This window comes from Egibacteraceae bacterium, assembly GCA_035540635.1.
Taxonomy (GTDB): Bacteria; Actinomycetota; Nitriliruptoria; order Euzebyales; family Egibacteraceae; genus DATLGH01.
In genome coordinates this window covers 1-23,236 of the sequence record DATLGH010000068.1, presented here as the reverse complement: position 1 = coordinate 23,236, position 23,236 = coordinate 1, and the positions used below count along the sequence as shown (strand labels likewise).

At 73.9% G+C, this 23,236-nt stretch carries 26 protein-coding genes and 1 tRNA gene; 8 read left to right on the top strand and 19 right to left on the bottom strand.

Annotated features, from left to right (window positions below):
* Positions 1-58 precede the first annotated feature (58 nt).
* A complete protein-coding gene (mnhG, locus tag VM324_11660) occupies positions 59-376 on the top strand; it encodes a monovalent cation/H(+) antiporter subunit G (GenBank protein HVL99937.1) in 318 nt (105 codons plus the stop codon).
* Positions 377-446: 70 nt separating this feature from the next.
* On the opposite strand, the gene VM324_11655 is transcribed toward mnhG, so the two are convergent.
* The 3 genes from VM324_11655 to VM324_11645 all read right to left on the bottom strand — a co-directional run bounded on the left by VM324_11655 (position 447) and on the right by VM324_11645 (position 1,911).
* Complete coding sequence (locus tag VM324_11655) at positions 447-1,061, bottom strand: class I SAM-dependent methyltransferase (GenBank protein HVL99936.1); 615 nt, start codon at positions 1,059-1,061, stop codon at positions 447-449.
* Between the two features lie 71 nt (positions 1,062-1,132).
* Positions 1,133-1,576: an ATP-binding protein gene (locus tag VM324_11650; GenBank protein ID HVL99935.1), complete on the bottom strand. Its 444-nt coding sequence runs from the start codon at positions 1,574-1,576 to the stop codon at positions 1,133-1,135.
* Positions 1,573-1,911 carry an STAS domain-containing protein gene (locus VM324_11645; protein ID HVL99934.1) on the bottom strand — a complete coding sequence of 113 codons (339 nt, stop codon included), beginning with the start codon at positions 1,909-1,911 and terminating at the stop codon, positions 1,573-1,575. The genes VM324_11650 and VM324_11645 overlap by 4 nt, the downstream gene beginning before the upstream one ends.
* 124 nt (positions 1,912-2,035) lie before the next feature.
* Here VM324_11645 and VM324_11640 point away from each other — a divergent pair, with 124 nt between their 5' ends.
* Positions 2,036-4,366, top strand: coding sequence for a DEAD/DEAH box helicase (locus VM324_11640; protein HVL99933.1), 2,331 nt, complete (start codon positions 2,036-2,038; stop codon positions 4,364-4,366).
* Positions 4,367-4,418: 52 nt separating this feature from the next.
* Here the strand turns inward: VM324_11640 and VM324_11635 are convergent, their stop codons facing one another.
* From VM324_11635 to VM324_11600, 8 genes are all read right to left on the bottom strand, one after another.
* Positions 4,419-5,594 (bottom strand): hypothetical protein, encoded by a 1,176-nt coding sequence (locus tag VM324_11635; protein HVL99932.1) that lies wholly within the window; start codon positions 5,592-5,594, stop codon positions 4,419-4,421.
* Between the two features lie 7 nt (positions 5,595-5,601).
* Entirely contained in the window at positions 5,602-6,369 is a 768-nt protein-coding gene (locus VM324_11630) for a class E sortase (GenBank protein HVL99931.1), read from the bottom strand.
* Between the two features lie 167 nt (positions 6,370-6,536).
* Positions 6,537-7,139 carry a hypothetical protein gene (locus tag VM324_11625; GenBank protein ID HVL99930.1) on the bottom strand — a complete coding sequence of 201 codons (603 nt, stop codon included), beginning with the start codon at positions 7,137-7,139 and terminating at the stop codon, positions 6,537-6,539.
* A complete protein-coding gene (locus VM324_11620) occupies positions 7,136-7,567 on the bottom strand; it encodes a TadE/TadG family type IV pilus assembly protein (protein HVL99929.1) in 432 nt (143 codons plus the stop codon). Before VM324_11620 ends, VM324_11625 begins: the two co-directional genes overlap by 4 nt.
* On the bottom strand, positions 7,558-7,830 hold the full coding sequence (locus VM324_11615) for a hypothetical protein (GenBank protein HVL99928.1): 273 nt from the start codon (positions 7,828-7,830) through the stop codon (positions 7,558-7,560). Before VM324_11615 ends, VM324_11620 begins: the two co-directional genes overlap by 10 nt.
* Positions 7,831-7,873: 43 nt before the next feature.
* Positions 7,874-9,067, bottom strand: coding sequence for a type II secretion system F family protein (locus tag VM324_11610; protein ID HVL99927.1), 1,194 nt, complete (start codon positions 9,065-9,067; stop codon positions 7,874-7,876).
* Positions 9,064-10,203: an ATPase, T2SS/T4P/T4SS family gene (locus tag VM324_11605; protein ID HVL99926.1), complete on the bottom strand. Its 1,140-nt coding sequence runs from the start codon at positions 10,201-10,203 to the stop codon at positions 9,064-9,066. Before VM324_11605 ends, VM324_11610 begins: the two co-directional genes overlap by 4 nt.
* A gap of 91 nt (positions 10,204-10,294) precedes the next feature.
* Positions 10,295-11,200: a hypothetical protein gene (locus VM324_11600; GenBank protein ID HVL99925.1), complete on the bottom strand. Its 906-nt coding sequence runs from the start codon at positions 11,198-11,200 to the stop codon at positions 10,295-10,297.
* 201 nt (positions 11,201-11,401) lie between these two features.
* Between VM324_11600 and VM324_11595 the strand changes: the two genes are divergently transcribed.
* Positions 11,402-12,451 carry an HAD family hydrolase gene (locus tag VM324_11595; GenBank protein ID HVL99924.1) on the top strand — a complete coding sequence of 350 codons (1,050 nt, stop codon included), beginning with the start codon at positions 11,402-11,404 and terminating at the stop codon, positions 12,449-12,451.
* Here the strand turns inward: VM324_11595 and VM324_11590 are convergent.
* The 4 genes from VM324_11590 to trxA all read right to left on the bottom strand — a co-directional run bounded on the left by VM324_11590 (position 12,426) and on the right by trxA (position 15,291).
* On the bottom strand, positions 12,426-13,241 hold the full coding sequence (locus VM324_11590; GenBank protein HVL99923.1) for a LysM peptidoglycan-binding domain-containing protein: 816 nt from the start codon (positions 13,239-13,241) through the stop codon (positions 12,426-12,428). The genes VM324_11595 and VM324_11590 overlap by 26 nt on opposite strands.
* Positions 13,242-13,382: 141 nt before the next feature.
* A complete protein-coding gene (locus VM324_11585) occupies positions 13,383-13,730 on the bottom strand; it encodes a nuclear transport factor 2 family protein (GenBank protein ID HVL99922.1) in 348 nt (115 codons plus the stop codon).
* Between the two features lie 146 nt (positions 13,731-13,876).
* Positions 13,877-14,386 (bottom strand): proteasome activator, encoded by a 510-nt coding sequence (locus tag VM324_11580; GenBank protein ID HVL99921.1) that lies wholly within the window; start codon positions 14,384-14,386, stop codon positions 13,877-13,879.
* 77 nt (positions 14,387-14,463) lie between these two features.
* Positions 14,464-15,291, bottom strand: coding sequence for a thioredoxin (gene trxA, locus VM324_11575; GenBank protein ID HVL99920.1), 828 nt, complete (start codon positions 15,289-15,291; stop codon positions 14,464-14,466).
* Positions 15,292-15,360: 69 nt separating this feature from the next.
* On the opposite strand from trxA, the gene VM324_11570 reads away from it, so the two are divergent.
* Positions 15,361-15,765, top strand: coding sequence for a PaaI family thioesterase (locus VM324_11570; GenBank protein HVL99919.1), 405 nt, complete (start codon positions 15,361-15,363; stop codon positions 15,763-15,765).
* Positions 15,766-15,773: 8 nt separating this feature from the next.
* Here the strand turns inward: VM324_11570 and VM324_11565 are convergent, their stop codons facing one another.
* On the bottom strand, positions 15,774-16,631 hold the full coding sequence (locus tag VM324_11565; protein HVL99918.1) for a PAC2 family protein: 858 nt from the start codon (positions 16,629-16,631) through the stop codon (positions 15,774-15,776).
* A 30-nt stretch (positions 16,632-16,661) separates the two neighbouring features.
* Entirely contained in the window at positions 16,662-17,033 is a 372-nt protein-coding gene (locus VM324_11560; GenBank protein HVL99917.1) for a hypothetical protein, read from the bottom strand.
* A 225-nt stretch (positions 17,034-17,258) separates the two neighbouring features.
* Between VM324_11560 and VM324_11555 the strand changes: the two genes are divergently transcribed.
* The 3 genes from VM324_11555 (at position 17,259) to VM324_11545 (ending at position 20,207) form a co-directional block, all read left to right on the top strand.
* Positions 17,259-18,128 carry a hypothetical protein gene (locus VM324_11555; GenBank protein HVL99916.1) on the top strand — a complete coding sequence of 290 codons (870 nt, stop codon included), beginning with the start codon at positions 17,259-17,261 and terminating at the stop codon, positions 18,126-18,128.
* A 19-nt stretch (positions 18,129-18,147) separates the two neighbouring features.
* Positions 18,148-18,241 (top strand) — tRNA-Sec (locus VM324_11550).
* A gap of 178 nt (positions 18,242-18,419) precedes the next feature.
* Positions 18,420-20,207, top strand: coding sequence for a condensation domain-containing protein (locus tag VM324_11545; GenBank protein HVL99915.1), 1,788 nt, complete (start codon positions 18,420-18,422; stop codon positions 20,205-20,207).
* Between the two features lie 140 nt (positions 20,208-20,347).
* On the opposite strand, the gene VM324_11540 is transcribed toward VM324_11545, so the two are convergent.
* Positions 20,348-21,814 carry a M14 family zinc carboxypeptidase gene (locus tag VM324_11540; protein ID HVL99914.1) on the bottom strand — a complete coding sequence of 489 codons (1,467 nt, stop codon included), beginning with the start codon at positions 21,812-21,814 and terminating at the stop codon, positions 20,348-20,350.
* Positions 21,814-22,149, bottom strand: a complete 336-nt coding sequence (locus VM324_11535) for a hypothetical protein (GenBank protein HVL99913.1) — start codon at positions 22,147-22,149, stop codon at positions 21,814-21,816. Before VM324_11535 ends, VM324_11540 begins: the two co-directional genes overlap by 1 nt.
* A 362-nt stretch (positions 22,150-22,511) precedes the next feature.
* Here VM324_11535 and VM324_11530 point away from each other — a divergent pair, with 362 nt between their 5' ends.
* Positions 22,512-23,165: an FGGY family carbohydrate kinase gene (locus VM324_11530; protein ID HVL99912.1), complete on the top strand. Its 654-nt coding sequence runs from the start codon at positions 22,512-22,514 to the stop codon at positions 23,163-23,165.
* Positions 23,166-23,236 lie beyond the last annotated feature (71 nt).

The following is a 23,236-nucleotide window of genomic DNA, read 5'->3' as shown; positions in this document are numbered from 1 at the left end:
GGCAGCGAAGCGGTATGGCCCCGAACCAGGCCATCAGGCAGCGAAGCGGTGCGCTCCGATGACCCAGCGCGCGCTGGAGGCGCTCATCGCGTTCCTGCTCCTGAGCGGGGTCGGCATGAACGTGGCCGCCGCGGTCGGCCTGCGCCGCTTCCCCGACGTCCTCACCCGCATGCACGCCGCGAGCAAGCCGTCGATGCTCGGCGTCGTGTGTGCGCTGGTCGCGGCGGCGCTCGCGCTCGGAAGCATCGACGCGGCGATGAAGCTCACCCTCGTCGCGGGCCTCCAGCTCGTCACGACGCCCGCCGGCAGCCACATGGTGGGCCGGGCGGTCTGGAAGGACCGCAGCGAGGTGCACCCCGACACCGACGTCGCCTGATCACGCTGCCGCTTCGCCGCTTGGAGCCCCCGCAGCGCCGGCCTCGCGCTGCCGCCTCGCCGCCTGAGCGCTAGGTCCGGAGGCGGCCGAAGCCGTACAGCCACGACGCCGGGCGGCCGTTGAGGTCGGGGCGGACGTCGACCTCGACCTCGACGTAGCCGGCGTCGAGGAGCAGCGCACGGAGCTCGTCGGCGGACACGGTCGTCACATACACCGTCCCGGCGGGCGGATCCTCGACGGGTTCGAGGTCGTCGGAGCCCTCGCGGAAGCCCACGAAGATGGGCCCGCTGGCCTGCACGCGCCGCAGCTCCGCGAGCCCGGCGCGCATCTGTGCCCGCGGCAGGTGCTGGAGGGCGGCGTGCGCCCACACGCCCCCGAAGGTGTCGTCGGCGAACGGCAGGCGGCGGAAGTCCCAGCGGGCCAGCGCGCCCTTGGGGAACAGGATCTTGCCGATCCGCATCGACTCGTGCGAGCGGTCGCCGGCGACGACCTTCAGGCCGGCGTCACGCAGCGCCCGCACGTCCAGCACGGGCCCGCAGGCGACGTCGAGCACGCGCGCGCCCCGTCCCGCCATGCCGGCGAACTTGCGCACCGCGTCGAGCGGCCGCCGCTCGCTCATCTGCTCCTGGTAGGCCTCGGCCGCCTCGTCGTAGGCGGCCACGGTGCTCGCGATGCGCTCGTCCACTGCGCGCCCGCTCCTCGTCTCCGGCACCGTCGGCGGTGGCGGGGCCGCCTTCTGCCTGCCAGCCGTCCACCTCAGCCGGCGTCGTGGCCGTTCGCGGAAAGCCCGACGGCGAAGTGCATGTTCACCCGCATGCCCTCACCGCGCACGAACTCGACGTCGTCGGCCAGTCCCCGGATGAGCGTGACCCCGAGACCGCTCTCCTCCTGCCAGTCCCGCCCGTCGTGGGCATCGGGTGGCAGGGGGTCGAAGCCGGGGCCGGTGTCGATGATCGTCACCCCGAACGTGTCGTTCTCGGTCGGACCGAACGCGAGCACGACCTGGCGCGGCTGGGCGCTGCGACGGTGCGCCATGATGGCGTTCGTCGTCGCCTCGCTGACCGCGATCTTGAGATCCTCGACGCGCTCGTCCGCCATGCCCGCCTGCCGCGCGGCGACCGTGACGACCAGCCGGGCGAGCCCGACGTACTGCACGTTGGGGGGCAGGTGCAGCTCGACCTCCGTATGCTCCGCCTTCACGATTCCTGGAGCGCCTCGTCAAGGGAGTCGTGGATCGGGAAGACCTTCGTCAGCCCGGTGATGCGGAAGATCTTGAGGATCCGCTCCTGGTTGCAGACGAGGGAGAGGCTTCCGTCGTGCGAGCGGACCCGCTTCAGGCCGCCGACGAGCACGCCGAGGCCTGTGGAGTCGAGGAACTCGACCTTGGTCATGTCGACGATGATCTGATGGTGCCCCTCGCCGACGAGCTCGACGAGCTTCTCCCGCAGCTTCGGGGCCGTGTAGACGTCCACCTCACCGCCCACCTCGAGTACGGTGCGCTCCCCTTCCTTGCGATGATCAAGCGACAGCTCCACGGAGGCTCCTCGGCTCGACTTCATGATGGCACCATGGGATGGCGCCGCCAAGGCGGACACGTGCCGCGAGCCTGCCCGGCGCCGCGGGGGGCGAAACCCTGTTGCGCGGACTAGTCTGCAGGCTGTGGACGCCGAAACGCTGCTGCGTCATCTCGACGCGGCGTTGGCTGACGCCTCCCCAGCTGCCGACGGCCGGCCACGGCTGGCCTCGGTGCACCATCTGCCGGCCCGTGCCGCCCGTACGGCACCACTGCCCGGGGACCTGCCCGAGCCGCTGCCGGGGCGGTTGTCACTGGCCGGAGTGGGGTCACTCTACACTCATCAGGCGGAGGCGCTCGAACACGTGCGCTCGGGGCGGTCGGTGATCGTCGCGACGGGCACCGCGAGCGGCAAGAGCCTGTGCTACCAGCTCCCGCTGCTCGAAACCCTCGTGCGCGACGACCGTGCGACCGCGCTCTACCTCGCGCCGACGAAGGCCCTCGGCCACGACCAGCTGCGGGCGTTGCGGGCCTTCCGCGTTCCCCACGTCCGTGCGGCTACCTACGACGGTGACACGCCGCGGGGCGACCGCGAGGCGGTGCGGCGCACCGCCAACGTCGTGCTGACGAACCCCGACATGCTCCACGTCGGCATCCTGCCCGCACACCGGCGCTGGGCCGACTTCCTCCGCCGGCTCGCGCTCGTCATCGTCGACGAGTGCCACGTCGCGCGCGGCGTCTTCGGCTCCCACGTTGCGGCGATCCTGCGCCGCCTGCGCCGTCTCGCCGAGCACTACTCGTCGGGTCCCGGCCGGTCGGGGCGCGGGCCGGTGTTCGTGCTCGCGAGCGCGACCATCGGCAACCCCGCCGAGCACGCCGCCAACCTCACCGGCCTGCAGGTCGCCGAGGTGGTGCGCGACGGGTCGCCGCGCCCCCCGGTCACGTTGGGCCTGTGGGAACCGCCCCTCACCGACGTGGCCTCGGGCGCACGGCGTTCGACCCTCGCCGAGTCCGCCGACCTGCTCGCAGGACTCGTCGACGAGGGGCCGGCCACGCTGGCCTTCGTGAAGTCGCGCAAGGCCGCGGAGATCGTGGCGGCGACCGCCCGCAGGATGCTCCCCCCACCCGCCGACAAGGCGGTGCTCGCCTACCGGGCGGGCTACCTGCCCGAGGAGCGCCGAGCGGTCGAGCGGGGGCTGCTCGACGGCAGCATCCGCGGCGTGGCCGCGACCGACGCGCTCGAGCTCGGCGTCGACGTGGGCTCCCTCGACGCGGTGGTCATCGCGGGCTGGCCGGGCACGGTTGCGTCGCTGTGGCAGCAGGCGGGCCGCGCGGGCCGGCGCGGCCGCGAGGCGACGGTCGTGTTCGTGGCCGAGGACAACCCGCTCGACCACTACCTGCTCGCCAACCCCGACCAGCTCTGGACGCGGCCCCTGGAGGCAGCCGTCGTCGACGTCACCAACCCCTACGTGCTCCTGCCCCACCTGCGCTGCGCGGCAGGGGAGCTGCCGCTGTCACCCGACGAAGCGGTGTTCGCGCCGGCCGACCTTCCAGCGCTGCTCGCCGAGGAGGTCGCATGCGGTCGCCTGCGCGAGCGCGGCGGGCGCCTCTACGCGTCCGGGCGCGCGTCACCGGCCGCCGACGTCTCGATCCGCAGCGCCGGCGGACCGCCGTTCGCGATCGTCGACGGCGACACCGGCGCGCTGATCGGCGACGTCGACGAGGCCCGCGCCTACCGCACCGTGCACACCGGGGCGGTGTACCTCCACCAGGGACAGAGCTACCGGATCCGCGACCTCGACCTTCGCGCCCGTGTCGCCGTCGCGGAACCCGACAACGGCGACACCTACACCCAGCCGCGCACCGACACCGACATCGCCGTCCTGGCCGTCGACGAGGTCGCCGACTGGGGGCGTTGCCGCATGCACCGCGGCCGCGTCGAGGTGTCGAGCCAGGTGCTCGCATACGAGCGCCGGCGCATCTTCACGAACGCGTCGCTCGGGGTCGTCGACCTCGACCTGCCCCGCCTCCACCTCGTGACGCAGGGACTGTGGCTTACGATCCCCGACGGCGTCCTCGCCGACGCGGGGGTCACCGCCGAACGGGTCGCGGGCGCCGCCCACGCCGCCGAGCACGCCGCGATCGGGCTGCTGCCGCTGTTCGCGATGTGCGACCGCTGGGACATCGGCGGGGTGTCGACGGCCTGGCACCCCGACACGAACGAGGCGACGGTCTTCATCTACGACGGCTATCCCGGCGGGGCGGGCATCACCGAGCGAGGCTTTCGCAGCGACGACGCGCACCTGCGCGCAACGCTCGCCGCCGTGGCCGCCTGCGCCTGCGCGGACGGCTGCCCGTCGTGCGTGCAGTCACCGAAGTGCGGCAACGGCAACTCCCCACTCGACAAGCGCGGGGCCGTGGCCCTCCTCGAGGCGGTGCTCACCGAGCGCGCCCTGGCACACCGGCGGGCGAGCTGACGCCCATGCGCTCATGCGGGGCGGTCATGCCCCGCACGACCGCACGTGACAGTCAGGCGTTGAGGAACCGGCGGATGTGGAGGCCACCGAGGGTGAGCACGAGGCCGGCGGCGATCGGCGGCAGCACCTGCTCGCTCGAGAGCTCGCGACCGCCGAAGACGGTGAGTGTCCCCTCGTCGTCGAATCCTCCGCCGTCGGCGATCTGCTCCTCCTCCCACTGCGGGACGGGCACCCCGTAGTCGAGGGTCTCCTCGAAGGTGCTGTTCGCGTTGGGCGGGGACACCGTGGGCACCTGCGCACGACCGCTCGTGCGACCACCTCCGCTTGCCCCTCCGCCGCTGCCTGGTGACAGCGACAGTCGCGGCGCGCTGGTGTTCCCGGACGGCGACGGCGGCGGAGCGGTCCCCTCCGGGTTCTCGCCGCTGCCCCCGAGGGGACCGTCGATCGTGCCGCCCTCGTTCTCGGGGCGCCCCGAGGCGTCCTCCTTCACCGTCACGCCGCGCGGCTCGGACACGACCTCCCGCTCGCTGCCGTCCGCGGCGGTGCGCACCGACTTCACGCGGTAGCGGAAATCGCCGTACGCGGGGACCGTGTCGATGTGGGAGAGCGCCCCCACCGGCACGGCGCTGTGGACATCGGCGAACTCGCCGCCGCCCGTGGCGCGCTGGACCACGTAGCGCACGTGGTCCTCGGCGGGACCGGACGAGCGCAGCCAGCGCACCTCGACCTTGCGGCGTGCGGCGTCGGACACCCGGACGGTCTCGATCTTCGCCGTGGGCGGCGAGTCGACGACGACGTCGTGGCCCTGCCACGGCGACCCGTCGGGGTAGAGGCTGCTCACGACCGACGCCTCGACGACGTACGTGCCGTTGCGGTAGGACTCGACGTTGAACGCCGGGCCGGTCCAGGTGCTGCGCCGGACACCGGGCCGCCCGGTGTCGGACTCGCCCTGCATCTGGAGGTTGCGGACGTCGCCTTCGGACTGGTCCCGGTGGCGGAGCCGCACGCGCACCGCCTGGGGGCGGTCGGTCTGGAAGGACTCGACGAAGGCGGTGACGGAGAACGAGCCCTGCACGTTCTCGCCCGGCACCGGACTCTCCACCCCCCAGCTCACCGCCGCCCTCGCGGGCAGGGCGGCGGCGACGAGCCAACCGGCGGACAGCGCGAGCGCGAGGAGGGCGTAGCAGACCCGCAGCGCCGGGCGGGGAAGGCCGGTTGCCTCCGTCATCGAGGTGTCAGCCGCCCATCGCGGCGGACGGTCCCCGGTCGACGCTTTCGACGAGCTCGGCCCGCAGGATCAACCGCTGTTCGGCCGAGCCCTTCGGGTGGCAGGTGGTGAGGGTGAGGATCGACCCGGGCGCCTGGTCGACGACGCTCCAGTCGTGTGGGTGGGTAACCCAGCACGCGCCGTTCGGGCACGGGGCGGACGCGCCGGGAGGATGCGCGATGACCTTGTAGGTGTGCATCGCCAGCGGCGTCTCGAGCTTGATCTCGTCGCCGACCCGCAGCTCGTCCATGCGGTTGAAGGGCCTGCCGTAGGTGACGCGGTGCCCGGCGATGGCGACGTTGCCCGCCTCGCCGGGCAGCGGCGTGTTCGGGTAGTGCCCCGCACCGGCCCGCAGGGCCGCCTGCGACGTGCCCTCGACGACCATGGCGTCGACGCCGAGCCTCGGGATGATGATCCGGGTGAGCGGATCGCCGGTCCGCACGGCGCGGTTCGCGTACTGGTCGCGCAGCTCGTCGGTGCCGAACTTGTCCTCCAGCGGGCGCTGCAGCCAGCGGTCGGCGTAGATGTCGGTGGCGAACGGAAAGGCGAACATCCCCGCGCCGGCGAGGAACAGGACGATCGACAGCGTCGAGAGCGCGCGGCGAGCGGCGGGGCGCGTGCGCAACGCGTCGATCACGGAGGCGACCCGGCCGCCCTCGGACGGTCGGTCGTTCCCGAGCGGCGGCGACGTGTTGAGCCCCCCGCCGGCGGGAGGAGGCGGTGCGGCGTAGTTCATCGAGCAGCGCTTTCCATAGCAGGAGCCGTGGGTGGCGGAACCCCGACCAACTCTAGCGCGCCCCCCGGAAAAGGGGACTGGACCAGTCGGACACCGCCTCTACAGGAGGAACAACGATTGCGACGCGGTCGCGGATGCGCTTTCGGGCGGCTTTCGCACACGTCGCCTCAGGGGATGCGGGTGATCGTCGCGGCCCGCCGGCCATCGCGTCCTTCCGGCGGCGGGCGCGGGACTCGCGCCGACAGGGCCTCGCGCCGCGAGACCAGCGGGGGCAGCGGGGCCGGGCCGTCCGCGGGGCGAAGGCCCGCAGCGGCGCGAGCCCGCAGCTCGAGTCCCCGCAGCGCCCGCAGCCGCGGCGTCACGGCGACCTCCACCACGCTGACGGGGGACGGTTGCCAGGCGCGGTCGCGCCCCGGGGGCCCGCCGGTGGGTCGCCGGCCGGCCGGCCAGGGCGACGCCCGCCGGTCGGGGTCGGACCGGGCGACGCCCGGCACATCCGTGGCCGTGCAGCAGGCGACGAGCCTGGCGCCGTTCGCGACGGCCAGGCGGCGCCCGGCGGCGAGGGCGTCGCCGTCGCCGCCGGCGAGCGGGGACGCGCCGGCCGCCGCGAGGGCGGCTGCGTCGGCCGCAGCGCGCCCCCGCGCCGCCGTGTGCGCCACGTCGACAGCCGCCGCCACGAGCGCGAGCGCGACGGCGGTGCAGACCATCGCGGCGAGCAGGGTCAGCAGCGCGACGCCACCTCGCTCGCAGCGGCCGGCGCGGGATATCACCGGTCCTCCACGCGCATGCTCGCCTCGGCCGGCAGCCACATCTCGACGCCGAACGGCGCGAACCCGCGGCTGCGCAGGCGCAGGTGCGCGGTGACGACATCGCCGGGCTCGCGCCTGCCCGCGGGGGGGGACAGCGTGACCTCGACGGGACGGCTGCCGGCGGCGGCGCGTGCCCGCTCCCGCACAGCCTCGTCGTCGCCGACGGCCGCCACGCGTGCCGCCTCGCGCGCGAGGTGGTGGGCTGCCACGAGGTCTACGGCGAGCAGGCCCGCGTGGAGCACGAGCACGAGCAGAAGCACGACGAAGGGGATGGTGAGCGCGAACTCGAGCGTCTGACTGCCCCGCTCGGCGCCGGCGTGCGGGGAGGCGCCGGAGCGCCCGGCACCTCCCCTGCCGCTGCGCGCACGCGCCCGGCGGCTCAGAACCACTTCGTGACGAGCTCGGCGAGACCCTTGAAGAGGCCCTTGACGAGCGTCTCCAGGGTGCCCTTGTCCTTCATGAGGATGACGAGGGTGCCGCAGGTGGCGGCGCCGACGCCGCCGAGCATGGCGTACTCGGCGGCCTGGGCCCCGGCCTCCGGTTCCCCTCGCAGGCGGTCGAGCCGGCGTTGGGCGCCCGCGGCGAGGCGGTCGCCGAGCGCGGACGCGGTCATGCGCGTGCGGACGGCGGTGGCGGTGACGGCGTTGCTCATGCGGTGCATGGTTCCTCCTTGGAGGATCGGGCCGACGCGGTCCTCATCCGGCGAACGCCGTCCACAACAGCGGTGGGACGACGCCGAGCACGAAGGCGGGCAGCGTCAGCAGGGTGGTGGGGAAGATCAGGGTGAGCTGGGTGCGCTCGGCGGCCTCCTCGACCGCCGCGCGGCGATCGGCGCGCAGGTCCTCGGCCAGGCGGCGGAGCGCCGGAGCGGCCGGGGCGCCCCAGCGCTCTGTGACCCCGAGGGTCGCCCCGAGCGCCCCGAGGCCGGTGTCGGCGAACGCCGCCTCGGGGTCCCAGCCGCTGCGCAGCCGCCGGGCGGCGTCGCCGAGCGGCCCGCGCGCCGCCGGCGGCGCGAGCGGCACGACGGCGGACACCGCCGCCGGGGCGGGCAACCCGGCGGTGAGCGCGACGGCGACGAGCTCCACGGTCTCGGCCGCGCCGCCGCCGCCGGACGCCCCCGTGCCCGATTGCGGGCGGCGGGCGCCGACCGCGACGGCGACGGCGGCGACGACGAGGCCCGTGGTCAGCCCCCAGGCGACGCCGGCGATGACGAACGCAGGCAGGCCGAGGACGGCCATCCGGTTGGCGTCGCGCGGAACCGGGCGGGGCGTGAGCGGGTCGGCGACGGCCCCCGCACGCCCGGCGGCGGCGACCAGGCGTCGCGAGCACCACTGTCCGAGGCCGGCGAGGGTGAGCGCCAACCCGCCGGTGAGCGCGCCGAGGGGAGTGGCGTAGAAGGCGAGCGCGGCCCCGTCGGCGGCCACGAGCGCGACCCAGGCGAGGACCGGGACGGCGGAGAGGACCACGGCCGTGCCCCGCGCCTGCACGGTGCGGCTGCGCAGCAGCCGGGCGAGGTCAGCCTCGTCGCGGGCGGCCGCGAGGGCCTGCTCGACCGCGGCGGCGCCGCCCGTGCCGGTGCGCTCGGCGACGCCCAGCGCGCGCACGAGGAGGTCAGCGGCGGGGTCACCGGTCTCGACGCGCTCGGCGAGGTCAGCCAGCGAATGGCCGGCGCGCAGCCGGGCCGGGAGCCCGCCGGCGGCGCCGCGCTCCCCGCGGCTGAGGGCCGCGGTGAGGGCGGCCGCCGGGGACGCGCCGGCGGCGAGCGCCGCGCGCACCTCGGCGAGCGCGACCGCGTCGACCACCCCGCCTTCCTCGCGTCCCGCGGACGCGGCGCCCCGCCGGCCGCGGGGCCGGGTGCGGGTAGCGGGGTCCGCCGCCGCAGCGGTCACGACCACGTCTCCCGTCGCCAGAGCTCGCGCACCCCGAGGGTCGCGCCGCGCCGCCTCACCTCGGCGATCTCGACGAGCCCCCGCTGCCCGCCGGGACCGCGTGACAGCACCGCGAACACGTCCAGGCCGACACCCAGCTGCGCACGCGCCGCGGGCAGCGGCAGGCCGGCCAGCAGGGCCATGCCCTCCAGGCGCACGAGCGCCTCGTCGGCGGCGCGGGCGTGCACGGTCGTCATGCACCCCTCGTGGCCCGTCGCCAGCGCCGCGAGCACGTCGACGAGCTCGACGCCGCGGACCTCGCCGACCACGATGCGGTCGGGGCGCATGCGCAGCGCCTGCCGCACGAGGTCGCGGATGGTGACCTCTCCTGCCGCCTCGGCGTTGGGCGGGCGGGTCTCGAGACGCACGACGTGGGGGCACCCGGGCCGCAGCTCCGGGGCGTCCTCGATGACGACGACCCGCTCGTCGTCGCCGACCTCGGCGAGCAGGAGGTTGAGCAGCGTCGTCTTGCCGGTGCCGGTGCGCCCGCAGCACACGACGGCGCGGCGCCGCGCGACGCAGTCGCGCAGCAGCACGCCGGCCGGCGCGGGCACCGCCCCGGAGGCGGCGAGGTCCTCCCAGCCGTGGCGGACGGCGGCGAACCTCCGGATGGTCACGATCGGGCCTCCCGGCGCGAGCGGCGGGAGCAGCGCGTGCAGCCGGCTGCCGTCGGCCAGGCGGGCGTCGACGTAGGGGCGGGCCCGGTCGAGGCGCAGCCCGAGCGGTCCGACCACCCGCAGGACCGCGGCGTGCAGCGCCTGCGCGTCGGGATAGGTGAGTGCCGTGCGCGCGAGCCGGCCGGCGCGCTCGACCCACACCTCGTCGGGGCCGTTGATCATGACGTCGGTGACCGCCGGGTCGCGGAGCAGCGACTCGACCGGACCGAGTCCTGCGAGGGCGTCACTGAGCTCCCGCACGAGCGTGGCCAGGGCGCCGGGCGGCAGGAGCAGTCCCTCGTCCCGCACGGCCCGCGCGACCGCGGAGCGCACCGCCCCCCGGCGCGCCGGGCCCTCGGGGACTGCGGCGAGGACCGGGTCGTCGGCGACGCGACGGCGGAGCAGCTCGAGCGGCGCCGCCGCCGTGACCGTCCTCTCCATATCGTGTCGCTCCTCGCCAGTTCTTGTCCTGCCGTGACGACCATCGCACACGCGTTGCCGTCAGTCGGAGGGTTTGTCGTGCGGCTGTGGACTACAGCCGCACGAGCGCATCACGCAGGCCCGCGAGCCAGCGGCCCGGCAGGGCGGAGGGGATCCGCCCTGCCACGCCCGCGCGGGCAACCCGTGCCGACGCCGGAAGCCAGGCCACGGGAGGGGCGGACAAGACGCGGCGGACCGCGCGCCCGTCCAGCGGGCCGTCGCCGACAACGACGACGGCGCGGGCACCGGCGGCTGCCCGCAATCCCGCGTCGGGACGGGCGACGAGCAGGTCGGCGCCGTCCCGCCCGTGCGCGCGCAGGTCGACGACGACGGCCTCAGCGGGCCAACCGGCGGCGTCGGCGACCGCGGCCCCGGGCCCACCGAGGGCGGCCAGCCCCGGCACTCCGGGGACGGGCCGGGCCAGGACGGCCACCTCCTCCCCCGCCTCGTCGGGGTGCAGGACGGCCACGTCGGCCGCGCCCGGCCCGCCCCACGGCGCGAGTCCTGCGAGGCGGAGCAGGTCATCCTCGCCGACGACCACGACCCGCCGACCGCTCCAGGCCAGCAGGCCGGCGAGCGCCAGGGCGACCGTCGACGTCCCCGAGCCGCCGGACGCGCCGCCCACCCGGAGGATCCGCGCACGCCGGCCGGTGGGCCGCAGCTCGCTCGTGCGCAGCGGCGCGTCGAGGAGCCGCGCGCGGTCAGCCGGCCAGCCGACGACGTCGAGCGCGCCGGCGAGCAGGGCCGCGCGGGTCTCGTCGTGGCCGGGGGTGCCCGCGACGACGACGACGCACGGCTCGCCGGGCCGCGCCCGGCTGGTGAGCGTCAGCACGGGCCGCGGCGGGCCGCCGTCGGCCACCACCTGCCAGCCGGCCTCCCCCTCGACGTAGGCGGTCACCTCCTCGGCGAGAGCCCCGCGGAGGTCCACGCTGACCGGAAGGTCCTGCAGCGGGCGCATGTCGGTCCCTCCTTCCTGGAGTCCCGCGCACGCTAGGGGCGGTGCGCGCGGGCCGCCCGGCACGGCTGTGGACAGCCGAAGCCCCGCTCATGTAGCGAAGCGGTAGCGCCCCCGACAAGGCGCTCATGTAGCGAAGTGGTAGCGCCCCCGACAAGGCGCTCATGTAGCGAAGCGGTAGCGCCCCCGACTAGGCTGCGATGGATGGGCGACTCGAGGGACGCTGCGTCAGGTGCGTCCGCGGCCGCCCGCCCTGGGCGTCAGGCCGCCTTCTTCGACCTCGACAAGACCGTCGTCGCGCGCTCCTCCACGCTCGCGTTCGGCCGGGAGCTCTATCGGGAGCGGATGATCACCCCGGCGGTCGTGATCAAGGGTGCGTACGCGCAGCTCGCGTACTCGCTGCTCGGCGCCAACGACGAGCGCATGGAGCGCGCGCGGATCGCGCTGCTCGAGCTCACGAAGGGGTGGGAGGCCGAGCGGTTGCAGCGGCTCGTGCGCGAGACCCTCCAGGAGGTCATCGACCCGCTCATCTACGAGGAGGCGCTCGAGCTGTTCGAGGAGCACCGCCGGGCCGGCCGGGACCTCTACCTCGTGTCGTCGTCCGGCATCGAGGTCGTGCGCCCGCTCGCGGAGTACCTCGGGGTGCCCCACGTCCTTGCGACGACGGCGGGAATCGACGCGGAAGGCCGCTACGACGGCACGCTCGAGTTCTACTGCTTCGGTGAGCACAAGGCGACGGCGCTGCGCGAGGAGGCCGCCGCCCGGGGCATCGACCTCGCCGCGAGCTACGCGTACTCCGATTCGGTCACCGACGTGCCGATGCTGTCCGCCGTCGGCCACCCCGTGGCGGTCAACGCCGACCGGGAGCTGCGTGCCGTCGCCGCCGAGCGCGGCTGGCAGATCGTCGACTTCGCGCGACCGGTGGCGCTGCGCAGCCGGCTGTCCCACGTGCCGCGGCCGCCCGCGGAGGTGGTCGCGGGGGCCGGTGCGCTCTCGGCGATCGCACTCGCCGGGTGGGTCGTCTACCAGCGGCGCGGCGCGAGCGGCCTGGGCGCCCGCGTCGGTGAGGCCGCCCGCGCGGTTGCCCGGCGCCCACCGCCGACACGCCCGGGCTCGACGCTGCACCGCGCCCGGCCGGGCGACTGGATCAACCGGCGTCGCCCGGCGACCGGCGCCCTGTTGGACGTCGGTCCGCCCCGGGGCCGGCCCTCGGGCGTCGTGGAGCGGGTCAGAAGCGCCCGCGCAGGGCCTTGACGTTGGCGATGTAGCGCTTCGTGTCGGCGTACATGCCGTTCTCCCGGACGGAGCGCAAGCCCTGGTAGTAGCCGGCGAGCGTGAGGTCCACGTCGCCGCCGGCGAGCCGGTAGACATGGCGCAGGAACGCGACGCCGGCCTCGACGTTGTCGGCCGGTTTGTGCAGGTCGAGGTTCCGCCCGACGAGGTTCTCCGACACGAACCGGCCGGTCGACGGCAGCACCTGCATGACCCCGACGGCGTTGGCCGTCGAGACGACGTGGGGGTTCCAGCCGGACTCCTGCCACGCGACCGCCTTCACGAACCGGGGGCTCATCCCGTAGCGGCGCGCGGTGGCGTCGAGCAGGGCACCGACCTCGTCGCGCGACCCTGCGGCGGCCGCAGGCACAGCGGATGCGCCGCCGGGGATCACGAGACGCTGACCGGTGCGGATGACGTGGGGGTTCGACAGGCCGTTCGCGCGCACGATCGCGTCGGCGTTGGTGCGGTAGCGCACCGCCAAGCCGATCAGGGTCTCGCCTTTGGCCACCCGGTGCACGACGCCTTCGCCTGCGGGCTTGGCGGCTCCGCCCGCGAGCAGCAGGGTGCGGCCGGCGTAGATGCGGTCGGGGTTGGTGATGCCGTTGGCGGAGCGCAGGTCGGCGACCGCGACTCCCGTCTGCCGCGATATGCCGGTCAAGGTGTCGCCCGGGCGGATGACGTAGCCGGCCGAGCCGGCAACGAGGATGGCGAGCACCACGGCGAGTGGCGTGGCCGCCCGCACACGGGCATGCCAGGGGGAAGGTGCCATGGGGAGACCTCCGGGGAAGGCGCCAGCCGGCGCCTCACGGCGATGGCTGGCGTGGCGGAACAGCAGCCTAGTAAGTTAGCGTTGCGTCAGGCAACCCCTGAGGCTGGTGTTCCTCAAGTTCCCCAGTTCCGTTCTGCCCCATTAGTAATAATCGCGGTGGTAGCGTATCCCCTCGTCGTCCACCTCGATCCAGCTCGCTCGGGGCAGGTCGTTCCACCGCCGCCCCCCCGCCGAGTAGCTGAGCGTCCACTCGACCGCGACGGTCAGGCCGTCGGCCGACTCGAGGAGGCGCTTCGTCGCCGCGCTCACGTCCGAGCGCGCCTGCAGCCAGGAGTTGAGGTACGCCTGGATGAGCAGGTTGCCCTCGTGCGGGGGGTTCTGCGGCTCGAGGTAGACCGACTCCGGAGCGTACAGCTCACCCAGCGCGTCTGTGTCCTGCTTCTCGAGCGCCGCGCCGAGCTGTTCCCAGAACTCCCGTGCCCGCCCCATGACACCTCCGTCGCCACCGACCTGCCGGCAAACGATAGCGTTCCGGCCGCTCGCGACGAAAGTGGGAACCGGGCCCGCGCGGGGGGCGCACGAGCCCGCGACCGCGCGGGCGCGGGCCGTCCCCGCCGCCGCGTGCCCTCAGTCCCTCAGAGGTACTGTCCCATCCCGCGCTGCCCCGGCTCGGACGGCCCCGGCCGCCCGTCGGGGGGGCGCATGCCGGGCGGCAGCCCACGCTGGCGCATCTGCTCGAGCTGCTGCCGCGCCTCCATCTGCTGGCTGAAGATCGCCGCCTGGATGCCCTGGAAGAGCCCCTCCAGCCACCCGATGAGCTGGGCCTGCGCGATGCGGATCTCCGAGCCGGTCGGGGGCTCCTCCTCGGTGAACGGCAGGGTCAGCTGCGAGAGCTCCTCCTGCAGCTCGGGGCTCAGCGTCTGGCAGAGCTCCTGGACGGCACGGCTGTGCACGATGCGCAACCGGTCACGCCCCGCCTCGTCGGGATCGGCGCGCCGAACCTCCTCCTGCATCTCCCGGAGCATGAGGCCGATGCGCATGAGCTTGCCCGGTTCGTTGACCACCCGCTGGGGTTCGGAGTCCTCGGTCACCACCTCGACGTCCTCCGACACAAGGGGGGCTTCCGTGTCGTTGATCTCGCTCATGACTCACTCCCTACCCATGGCGCGGATGCCGCAACGCATGCTAGCCCGCCCTACCCGCGGCATCCCTCTCGGGCCACTCAGAACAACGCGGACGCGAGCTTCGGCCGCGACCGCCCGACGAGCTCGTGGTCCTCGCCGAGCAGGTTGAAAACCTCGAGGAGGGCGACCCGTGCCGCGTCCCGCGTGGCGTGCGCGCGAACCGCGGCGAGCAGCGCATCGATGGCTTCCTCGTACGCCCCGGCGGCCGCGAGCGCACGCCCGAGCTCGAGCGTTGCCCCGGCGTCTCCGCTCTGCGCGGCCGCGCGCAGCCGGTCGAGCGTGTCGGTGTCGCGGGCAGCACCCGCGACGCTCAGCTCGGCGCGTAGGCGCGCGACGTCGCTGGTCTCCGGGACCCGGTCGAGCAACGCGTGCGCCTTCTCCCGCTCGCCCCGGTCGGCGAGCAGGCGGGCAAGCGCGGTGACCGCGGCGACGTGCCCGGGATCCTCGTCGAGGGCCGCGCGCAGCAGCCGCTCCCGCTCCTCGCCGGACGCGCGCCCGGCCTGGGCGACGAGCCGGTCCGCCGCCGTCGGCGCCACACCCGCGAATAGGCGCTCGATGACCGCCTCCGGCTGCACACCCGTGAGCTCGGCGACGACCCCTCCGTCCCGGAACGCCTTCACCGACGGGATGCCCTGGACGCGGTAGCGGCGGGCGAGGTCGGGGGCCTCGTCGACGTTCACCTTCACGAGGTCGACGTCACCCGTATAGCGCGCGGCCACCCGCTCGAGGACCGGGGCCAACTGGTGGCACGGCCCGCACCAGGGCGCCCAGAAGTCCACGACGACGCCGCGCGAGCGGCTCGTCTCGAGCACCTCGGCGGCGAAGCCGGCCTCGGTCACGTCACGCGTCACAGTGGTGTCGCTCATGCCCGCCAGGCTACGTTCCCCGGCGCATAGGCTGCACCCGGCCCGAACAAAAGGACCCCATCAGTGGAGATGACCGCCGAGCAACGGGCGCGGTTCGACAGCCCCTTCGACAAGCTCATCGGCATCGAGATGGCGGAGGGGTCCGCCGACCGGGCGGCATCGCGCCTGACCGTCGGGGAGCACCTCTTCCAGCCCGGAGGGGTCGTGCACGGCGGGGTGTACGCCACGCTGGTCGAGCACACCGCGAGCATCGGGGCGAACCTGTGGCTCGACGGGCGCGCCGTCGCGGTGGGGGTCGCCAACCACACCGACTTCCTCCACGCCGTGCGGGCCGGTGAGCTCACCGCGGTCGCGACCCCGCTGCAGCGGGGCCGGCGCCTGCAGCTGTGGCAGGTCCTCGTGACCGACGCCGACGAGCGCCTCGTCGCGCACGGGACGGTGAAGCTCGCCAACCTGCCCGTCGAGGCCGCGTGACGCGCCGGCTAGTCCTGCTGGCGCAGGAAGCGCTCGATCTCCGCGGCGATGTCCTCGCCGCTCGCTAGCTCGGCCTCCTCCTCGCCGGCGTCCACGTGGCGCTCGAGTGCCGCCACCATCCCCGCGGCCTCGGGGTGGGCGGTGACCGCCTCGTCGATCTGCTCTCGGTGGAGCTTGGTCGCCGCCTCGAGCTCGGTGGTGTCGACCGCCGTGCCGAGGACGCCGAGGACCGCCCGGACGAGCGCGAGAACCACCGTCGGGTTCGGGGACCCGGCGACGTAGTGGGGGACCTCGGCCCAGAGACCGGCGGCGGCGATCCCGCGCTCGCCCAGCCGCGCCTGCAGCGCGGTGCCGGCTCCGACCGGTCCGGTGTAGCTCGTGATCTTGCCGATGTCGGGCAGCGTCGCGCCGGCCACGCTGTTGCCTGCCTGCAGGATCCGCACGGGGCGGGTGTGCGGTACCGCCGCCGGATAGGCGCCCAGGCCGACGACGAGCTCCACGCCGAGGCGCGCGCACGCGTCGGCGACGGCGTCGAAGAAGGCCTGCCAGGCCATGTCGGGCTCGGGGCCGACGAGGAGCAGGGCGTCGCGCGCACCGTCGACCGTGGCGGCGTAGAGCTCGAGCTCGGGCCACTCGACGCGGCGAACCTCCCCGCTGTCGACGACCGCGGTCGGCCGGCGCGCGCGGTAGTCGAGCAGCGCGTCGCGGTCGAAGCGCGCGACGAGCGTGGACTGCCAGCGATGGCGCAGGAACAGCGACGCCGCGGCAGCCACCGCTCCGGCGTCCACGAATCCCTCCATGGACACGATGAGCACCGGCCTGCGCAACGCGGGCGGGTCGGCGACCCAGTGCACGAGAGGTCCCATACCGCCAGGCTAGCGGCCCCGCCCCGGTGACTACAGGCGACGGGTGATGTCGTCCTCGCGGTAGATCTCGCCGGGAAGGTCGGCCGGTGGGTAGACATCGCGCCCCCGGCGCGCGACCTTCTCACGGCGGGTCGCCTGCACGCTCCTGGTGAGCGCGAGGGCGATGCCGGCAAGCAGGCTGTAACCGAGCACGGCGATGATCGCGGTGAGGAGGAACTCCTGGTCTTCGAACATGCCCTCGAAGGGTGCGAGGAAGAAGCCCGCCACGGTGCCGACGAACCGCACGATCATGTTCTCCTCGCGCGCCCCGAGGAGGTCGAAGAGGGTCGCGAAACCCACGAACCCGACGATGACGAGCAGCAAGGTGTTGATCCAACGCGCCGGGCCCTGCCAGTACTCCATATCCCACCTCCTGCCCGCGGCTCGCTCCCACAAACGCGAGGTGCACGGCGACCGAGGCCATCTTGGCACACGGTCACGCGCTCGTGTCGCGAGGCGGGTACACCTCATCGGGGTCCGCGGCCGCGCGGGTGTCGGGACTGCGTCACCGCTGGGATTACGCAGTCCCGACAGCGTGAGCCGGGCGGGGGGTAGGCGCCGGCGAAGCGAGCCCCTACCCTGGCCGCTGTGACGCGCACTGCGGTCTTTCGCGCCGCAGCAACGGTGAGCCTGCTGTTGCTGCTCGGCACCTGCGTGCCGGCGGCCGGCACGGACTCCGGCGACGACCTTGGCGAGCTCGCCGCGTCGGCCGGCGCGGCGGCGCCCGGGCCCGCCGTTGTGGCGGAGGTCCCGGAGGTGCCGGCTCAGGTCCCGTCCGTGGAGTCACCGCCCGCGACCCTTCCACCCGAGGTCCCGGCCCCGCCTGCGACGGACCCGCTACCGCCGCCACCGGCCCCGCCTGCGACGGACCCGCCGCCACCGCCTCCGCCGCCGCCCCCGCCCCCGAGGCCGCGGGTCGTGGTGGAGACGGCCTGGTCGCCGTTCGCCACCGTCGGCGGCGTGGTGCTGCGGCACCCTTCGGCGCGCGTCGAGCGGGTGGGCTTCCACGAGTCCAACCACGACGGCGCCCGGCACATGGACATCACCGCGAGCGCGGTCAACCCGGTCGTGCTCGAGACCCGCGACCGCGGCACGGGCGCGCAGACGGCGGCCGACATCGTGTCGGACCCCCACGTCGAGATCCGCGCCCCGGTCACCGGCACGGTCCGCCGCGCGGGGACCTACGTGCTGTACTGCAAGTACAGCGACGACTACGCCGTCATCGAGCCCGACGCGCATCCCGGCTGGGAGGTCAAGGTGCTCCACATCAACGGCGTGCGGGTCACCGCCGGCGAGCGGGTGGAGGCGGGCGTCACCGTCATCGCCGGGGGGCCGACGCCGCTGCCGTTGCCGTCGCAGGTCGACGACCACACCGCCGAGCCGAGCTGGCCCCACGTCCACATCGAGGTCGTCGACCCCTCGATCCCCAACCGGCCCAAGCCCGGGGGCCGTTGCTGAGCCCGCTATCGTGGTGCGCGGAGGTGTCTGGGTTCCTGGTGGGCCCCACGGTCTTCAAAACCGATGAGAGTGACTCGGTCGCTCTGGCGGGTTCGATTCCCGTCCGCCTCCGCTGACCTCCTCGCGCAGGACGGCCCAGCGGCATTCCCCATGAAGGTGACGCCCGGGCTGGGGGGCCGATCGCCGACGTCCGGCTCGTTTCGCCTCCTCCTGCGGGCGAACCATCACCCTGACCACCGCGGTCCTCGAGCAGCGCGCAGGCTGACCGCCGGTGCTCGTTAGAATGCGACCGTGAGTTCTGAGGCGGCGGCCACACACCTGCAGGGGTCGGGTCCATCGGCGGGACCTGACCAGGCCGCGTTCCTGCGCGAGCTCGAGGCCAGCGAGCGCTTTCAACGCGACAACGCGGTCGGGCGGATCTTCCACCCGGGCGCGGTCTCCTACCGGCAGGCCGTAGCCGAGAACAGCGTCCACTTCGTCTGGGAGCGCGGACGCCTCCTCGCGCACGTCGACCGGTACTCCCCGGTGAGGTTCACCAAAGACGGGACGGCCCGCTACGCCTTCTGGCGCGTGGCCGTGCACAACGTCGCGGGAGCGGTCACCGACGTGCTCAGCCTGCCGCACCGCCAGCACAGCGGCGAGCGCTGCCCGACTGCGGGCGAGACCATCGAGGTCGACGCCGACCTGCTCGATGAGTTCCTCAACGCACTTCCCGAAGGGGCGGATGCGGCCGACGTGGCTCTCGACCGCCTCCGCGCCAGGCTGCTGCCCGACACCGAGGAAGGCGTCCAGCGCCTGTCGTTCAACCTGGTGGACGAGGTCGTCCACCTGCTCGACACCCCCGAGGAGCCGTGGAGCGTCCAGCTGGAGGTGCGGGTAACCGGCCACCTCGACGAGCCCCGGTTGCGGAAGGCCGTGGACGAGGCGCTACGGCGCCACCCCATGGCCCGAGCCCGCGAGGCGGCGTCGCAGCGAGCATGGAACCGCCACTACTGGGAAATCCCGCTCGGCGTCGACGTCGATCCGCTTCAGGGTAGTCAGGACGACGACGACGCAGCCTCGGCCAGGGCGCGGCTGCACAGCACGCCGATCTCCCTTGCGACGTCGCCTCCCCTGCGCGTTCTGCTGCTGCGGCAGCGTGAGGGAGACATCCTCATGCTGACGCTGCACCACGCGGCCACCGACGGATTCGGCGCCCTGCGCCTGCTGCAGTCGATCGCCCGCGCCTACGCCGGTGACCCCGACCCCCTTCCCAGGGTGGACCTGCTGGCGGCCCGCGACCTCATGGGAGGCCACGCCGCAGCCGATGCGTCCATGAAAGTGCACCGCTACCTGGCGCTGGTGGAGAGGCTGCGCGAGCTGGTCGCGCCTCCCGCCCGTCTCGCCCGCCATCAGGGTCGCGAGATCCCCGGGTACGGCTTCCATCACGTCGGTCTGAGCGCGGAGGAGACCCGGCGCCTCGCCGATTGCAAGCATGCCGGCACCGTCAACGACCGGCTGGTGGCCGCCCTGCATCTCGCGGTCGCGGCCTGGAACAGCCGCCACCGGCGTGCCTGCCGCCGCATCACCGTGCTGGTGCCGTCAAACCTGCGCCCGAAGGATCTGCGCAACGAGATGGTGGGCAACTTCGCTCTGCCTGCGAGGGTGACCACGACCCCCCGCCGGCGGACGAGCGCGGCGGCGACCCTCGCCGCGGTGACCGCCCAGACCACAAGGAAGAAGCGCAGTGGCCTGGGCACGTCCCTCCTGGAGCTCCTGAGCTGGTCGTGGCTCATGCCCCTACGGGTCAAGCAGGCCCTGATAGACCGCCTCGACCAGCGGTTCACCGACACGGTCGTCCTTTCCAACCTCGGGCGTATCACGGAGTCCCCCTCGTTCGGCGACGGCGGCGAGACGGTCGAGTGCTGGTTCTCCGCCCCGGCCAGGATGCCCGCGGGTCTGTCCATCGGGGCGGTCACGCTCAACGACCGGCTCCATCTCGCGTTCCGCTACCGCCACCCGCAGTTCGGCCCCGACGCCGCACGCTGCTTCGCCGAGTGCTATATCGCGCAACTTCGCCGGGTCATGACGCACCCCTGAGCCCGACCGCACGGGTGACACGACAGGGTCGCTCGAACCGCGGGAGCGGGAGGTCGGGTGGCCGGCGCGGCTCGACCAGGTCGCGGTTCAGCCGAGCGCAGATGCTGACGAGCGCGCGGAGCGTCGGCTTCGTCGTGCGGCTACTCGGCTGTCTGCCCGCCGGTTTGCGGACCGCGAGCCATGAGCCTTTCCACGATGTCCGAGGTCGACCGGTCCGCGGCCTGCTCGAGCACCGGGCGCAGGGAGCGGAGGTCGGCGCGGACCTCGTCGGTGGGCGCCCGGTCCTCGAGCTGGCGCAGGATCGTCAGGGCCTCGTCGACGACGTCGGGGGGGACGGCAGCCTCCTCGTCGGCGAACACGTCGCCCGCGCGTGCGAGCACGTCCGCCGCCCGGCGAGCCAATCCCTCATCCTCGAGGACGACGGCGGTCAGCGGAGTCTGGACGCGTTCGTACAGCGCGATCCAGTCACGGCCGGCGGGTGTCGTCGCGAACACCTGGTCGCGCACCCGGCGCAGCACCCCGACCTCGTCCTCGCGGCCGAGGAATCGTGCTCCGATCAGCTCGATCGCACAGATGCACTGCTGGATGAGCGCGATGAGGCCCGACTCGGCCTCCTCCTTGATCGGCGCCGGGTCGGGGGGATGGAAGGAGTCCGGGACATTGCCCATCCACGGGCCGGTCTCGAAGGTGTAGCCGTACACCTTGCGCAGCGCCGGGTTCGCGATGTGGCGGCTGTAGGCGTAGTCGCTGTGCGTGCCCGTGGTGGCGTACAGCCCGAGGCTCGACTGCGGCGTGTAGGCCCGACCGCGCACGGCGGCGATCGCGTCGACGATGCGCTGCGCGACCGTCTGGAAGCGCTGGAGGTCCTGAGGGGGCATGTATTCCTGATGGGGGCGGCCGATCGGCTGGCAGGTGCCGGTCGGCAGTGAGGTGAACCGCTGCGAGGGATCGGTCGTCTGCGTCGGCGCGTGACCCCACGGGTAGAGGATGAGCTCGGAGTAGGAGTGCACGTCCGCGAAGCAGTCGATGCGGTACGTGTCGAGGAGATGCCTGACGTTGCGGGTCTCCGGCTCGGAGAAGGCGGACGGTCCGGCGTAGACGTCGCTGCATGGAGAGCAGGAAGTCTGCCCCTGCGTGACGCCCCACATGAAGTCGAGGTTGCGGTTGAGGTCGACGCCGTCGCACGGCGTGCCGGGGTTGTCGCGTCTGCTCTTGCGCCACATGTCGTCGACGTTCATGACGTAGATGCGTCCGTCGGGGTTGCTGCACGGCAGCAGGTAGAGGTCCAGGGTCTCGAGGATGACCTTGATGTCCCCCGCCGGCCACGTACGCCGGCCAAGCGTCACGTCGTTGCCTGTCACGCAGCTGACGACGAGGTCGACGGCCAGCTCGACGAGGAGGTCGGGGTTCATCAGCTCGCGGGAGTGGGTGCCGCCGACGAGGAGGACTCCCCGCCGGGCGCCACCGCCGCCCGCACGCAGGCGCAACGCGTAGACCGTCCGGCCCTCCACCGACGGCTCGGGCATCCGCAGGCGCGTGACGATCTGCGGAAAGAACCCGGCGAGCTGACCCATGAGATTGTTCAGCTGGGCGACGGTGCGGTACATCAGGTCGCCTGCCCCTCCTCGGTGCCGGCCACACGCTCGTCGAACCACGCCTGGACCTCGTCGTCGCCGGCGATCAGCTGCGGGTCGAGCGGCCGCACGGGGACGGCCCGGCGCAGCCGAACCTCGAAGCCCCGATCGAGCAGCGCGACGCACTCGTCGACGTCGATCAGCAGGCGCACGCCGCCCTCCGGATCGGGGATGCGGTCGAGGTCGAGTTCCGCGACCCGCTCGGCCACCGCAAACGCGCTCACGCCGGCGTCAGGCGCAAGGACGGTCGCCTCGAAGCGCACGTCGGGACCCTCGCCGCCCGCCGACCTCTCTGACTCCTCGACCATGACCCACCCCACAGGCAAGAACCAGCCCGCCTCCACGCCGCCGGGCCGAGCGTAACGCGTATGCGCGGATTCGGTCAACATGGGTCCTTCGCCGGGCGCGACGGCTTCGCCCGTACGCGGGATTGTTGCGTCAAGGCGACGGGGTGAGGGCCCCCGGCTGGCACGCGACGGCGCCCGCCGGCCCGGCCCTCCCTCGAGGCCGGGTCGGTGCGGCTTTCCGGGGCCGCACGCGGCCGGGTGGCTTCCCAGGCAGGCCTCGGTGGCCTAAGGTGCCGGCTAGCCGGCCAACACCTCGGAGGCACCAGCGTGACACCGGCGTCGCCGGGCGGAGCCGGGGATGAGCCCCGAATGGGGGCGAGCCGGTGACCGCCCGGGCGGGCAGCGAGGCGGTCATCGGGGTCGACATCGGCACGACGACCGCGAAGGCCGCCGCTTACGACCGGGACGGCAACCTTCTCGCGGCGGCCGGCCGCGAGTATCCGCTGCACGCGCCGGCCCCCGGGCGGGCCGAGCTCGACCCCGACGGCGTCCTCGCGGCCGTGACCGCGGTGCTCGGCGAGGTCGTCGCCGCGGCCCGTTCCGGCGGCGCCGCCGTCGCCGGCGTCGCGCTCAGCTCGGCCATGCACACCCTGCTCGCCCTCGACGCGGCGACGACCCCGCTCACCCCCGTCGTGACGTACGCCGACAACCGGGCGGCCGAGGAGGCGCGAGCCCTGCGGGCCGGCGTCGGCGCCGAGGTCTACCGGCGCACGGGCACACCGGTCCAGCCGATGGCTCCTCTGGCGAAGCTCCGGTGGTTCCGCGCGCACGAACCGCAGGTGTGGCGGGACGCCGCGCGCTGGGTGTCGATCAAGGAGTACGTCCTGCTGCGGATGCTGCGCAGCGGCGTCGTCGACCACTCCGTCGCCGCGGCCACGGGCATGCTCGACCTTGCGCAGCTCCGCTGGTGTTGTCAGCCACGCTCGTTGACCTTGGTGTGGTCAGGTTCGGTGTCGTTGGGAGGGCGTGGGTGGTGACGGTGTGTGATGGACGCGGTCATCGGCTGAACAGGGGTGTGTCGAGGCCGAGCAGGCCGCGGATGTCGTGG

What these genes read in the sequence shown, in the direction of transcription:
- mnhG (HVL99937.1), top strand. Translation starts at nt 59, where the DNA reads ATGACCCAGCGCGCGCTGGAGGCGCTCATCGCGTTCCTGCTCCTGAGC.
- VM324_11635 (HVL99932.1), bottom strand. Translation starts at nt 5,594, where the DNA reads ATGACGGAGGCAACCGGCCTTCCCCGCCCGGCGCTGCGGGTCTGCTAC.
- VM324_11630 (HVL99931.1), bottom strand. Translation starts at nt 6,369, where the DNA reads ATGAACTACGCCGCACCGCCTCCTCCCGCCGGCGGGGGGCTCAACACG.
- VM324_11615 (HVL99928.1), bottom strand. Translation starts at nt 7,830, where the DNA reads ATGAGCAACGCCGTCACCGCCACCGCCGTCCGCACGCGCATGACCGCG.
- VM324_11605 (HVL99926.1), bottom strand. Translation starts at nt 10,203, where the DNA reads ATGGAGAGGACGGTCACGGCGGCGGCGCCGCTCGAGCTGCTCCGCCGT.
- VM324_11600 (HVL99925.1), bottom strand. Translation starts at nt 11,200, where the DNA reads ATGCGCCCGCTGCAGGACCTTCCGGTCAGCGTGGACCTCCGCGGGGCT.
- VM324_11595 (HVL99924.1), top strand. Translation starts at nt 11,402, where the DNA reads ATGGGCGACTCGAGGGACGCTGCGTCAGGTGCGTCCGCGGCCGCCCGC.
- VM324_11590 (HVL99923.1), bottom strand. Translation starts at nt 13,241, where the DNA reads ATGGCACCTTCCCCCTGGCATGCCCGTGTGCGGGCGGCCACGCCACTC.
- VM324_11585 (HVL99922.1), bottom strand. Translation starts at nt 13,730, where the DNA reads ATGGGGCGGGCACGGGAGTTCTGGGAACAGCTCGGCGCGGCGCTCGAG.
- VM324_11580 (HVL99921.1), bottom strand. Translation starts at nt 14,386, where the DNA reads ATGAGCGAGATCAACGACACGGAAGCCCCCCTTGTGTCGGAGGACGTC.
- trxA (HVL99920.1), bottom strand. Translation starts at nt 15,291, where the DNA reads ATGAGCGACACCACTGTGACGCGTGACGTGACCGAGGCCGGCTTCGCC.
- VM324_11570 (HVL99919.1), top strand. Translation starts at nt 15,361, where the DNA reads ATGACCGCCGAGCAACGGGCGCGGTTCGACAGCCCCTTCGACAAGCTC.
- VM324_11565 (HVL99918.1), bottom strand. Translation starts at nt 16,631, where the DNA reads ATGGGACCTCTCGTGCACTGGGTCGCCGACCCGCCCGCGTTGCGCAGG.
- VM324_11560 (HVL99917.1), bottom strand. Translation starts at nt 17,033, where the DNA reads ATGGAGTACTGGCAGGGCCCGGCGCGTTGGATCAACACCTTGCTGCTC.
- VM324_11540 (HVL99914.1), bottom strand. Translation starts at nt 21,814, where the DNA reads ATGTACCGCACCGTCGCCCAGCTGAACAATCTCATGGGTCAGCTCGCC.
- VM324_11535 (HVL99913.1), bottom strand. Translation starts at nt 22,149, where the DNA reads ATGGTCGAGGAGTCAGAGAGGTCGGCGGGCGGCGAGGGTCCCGACGTG.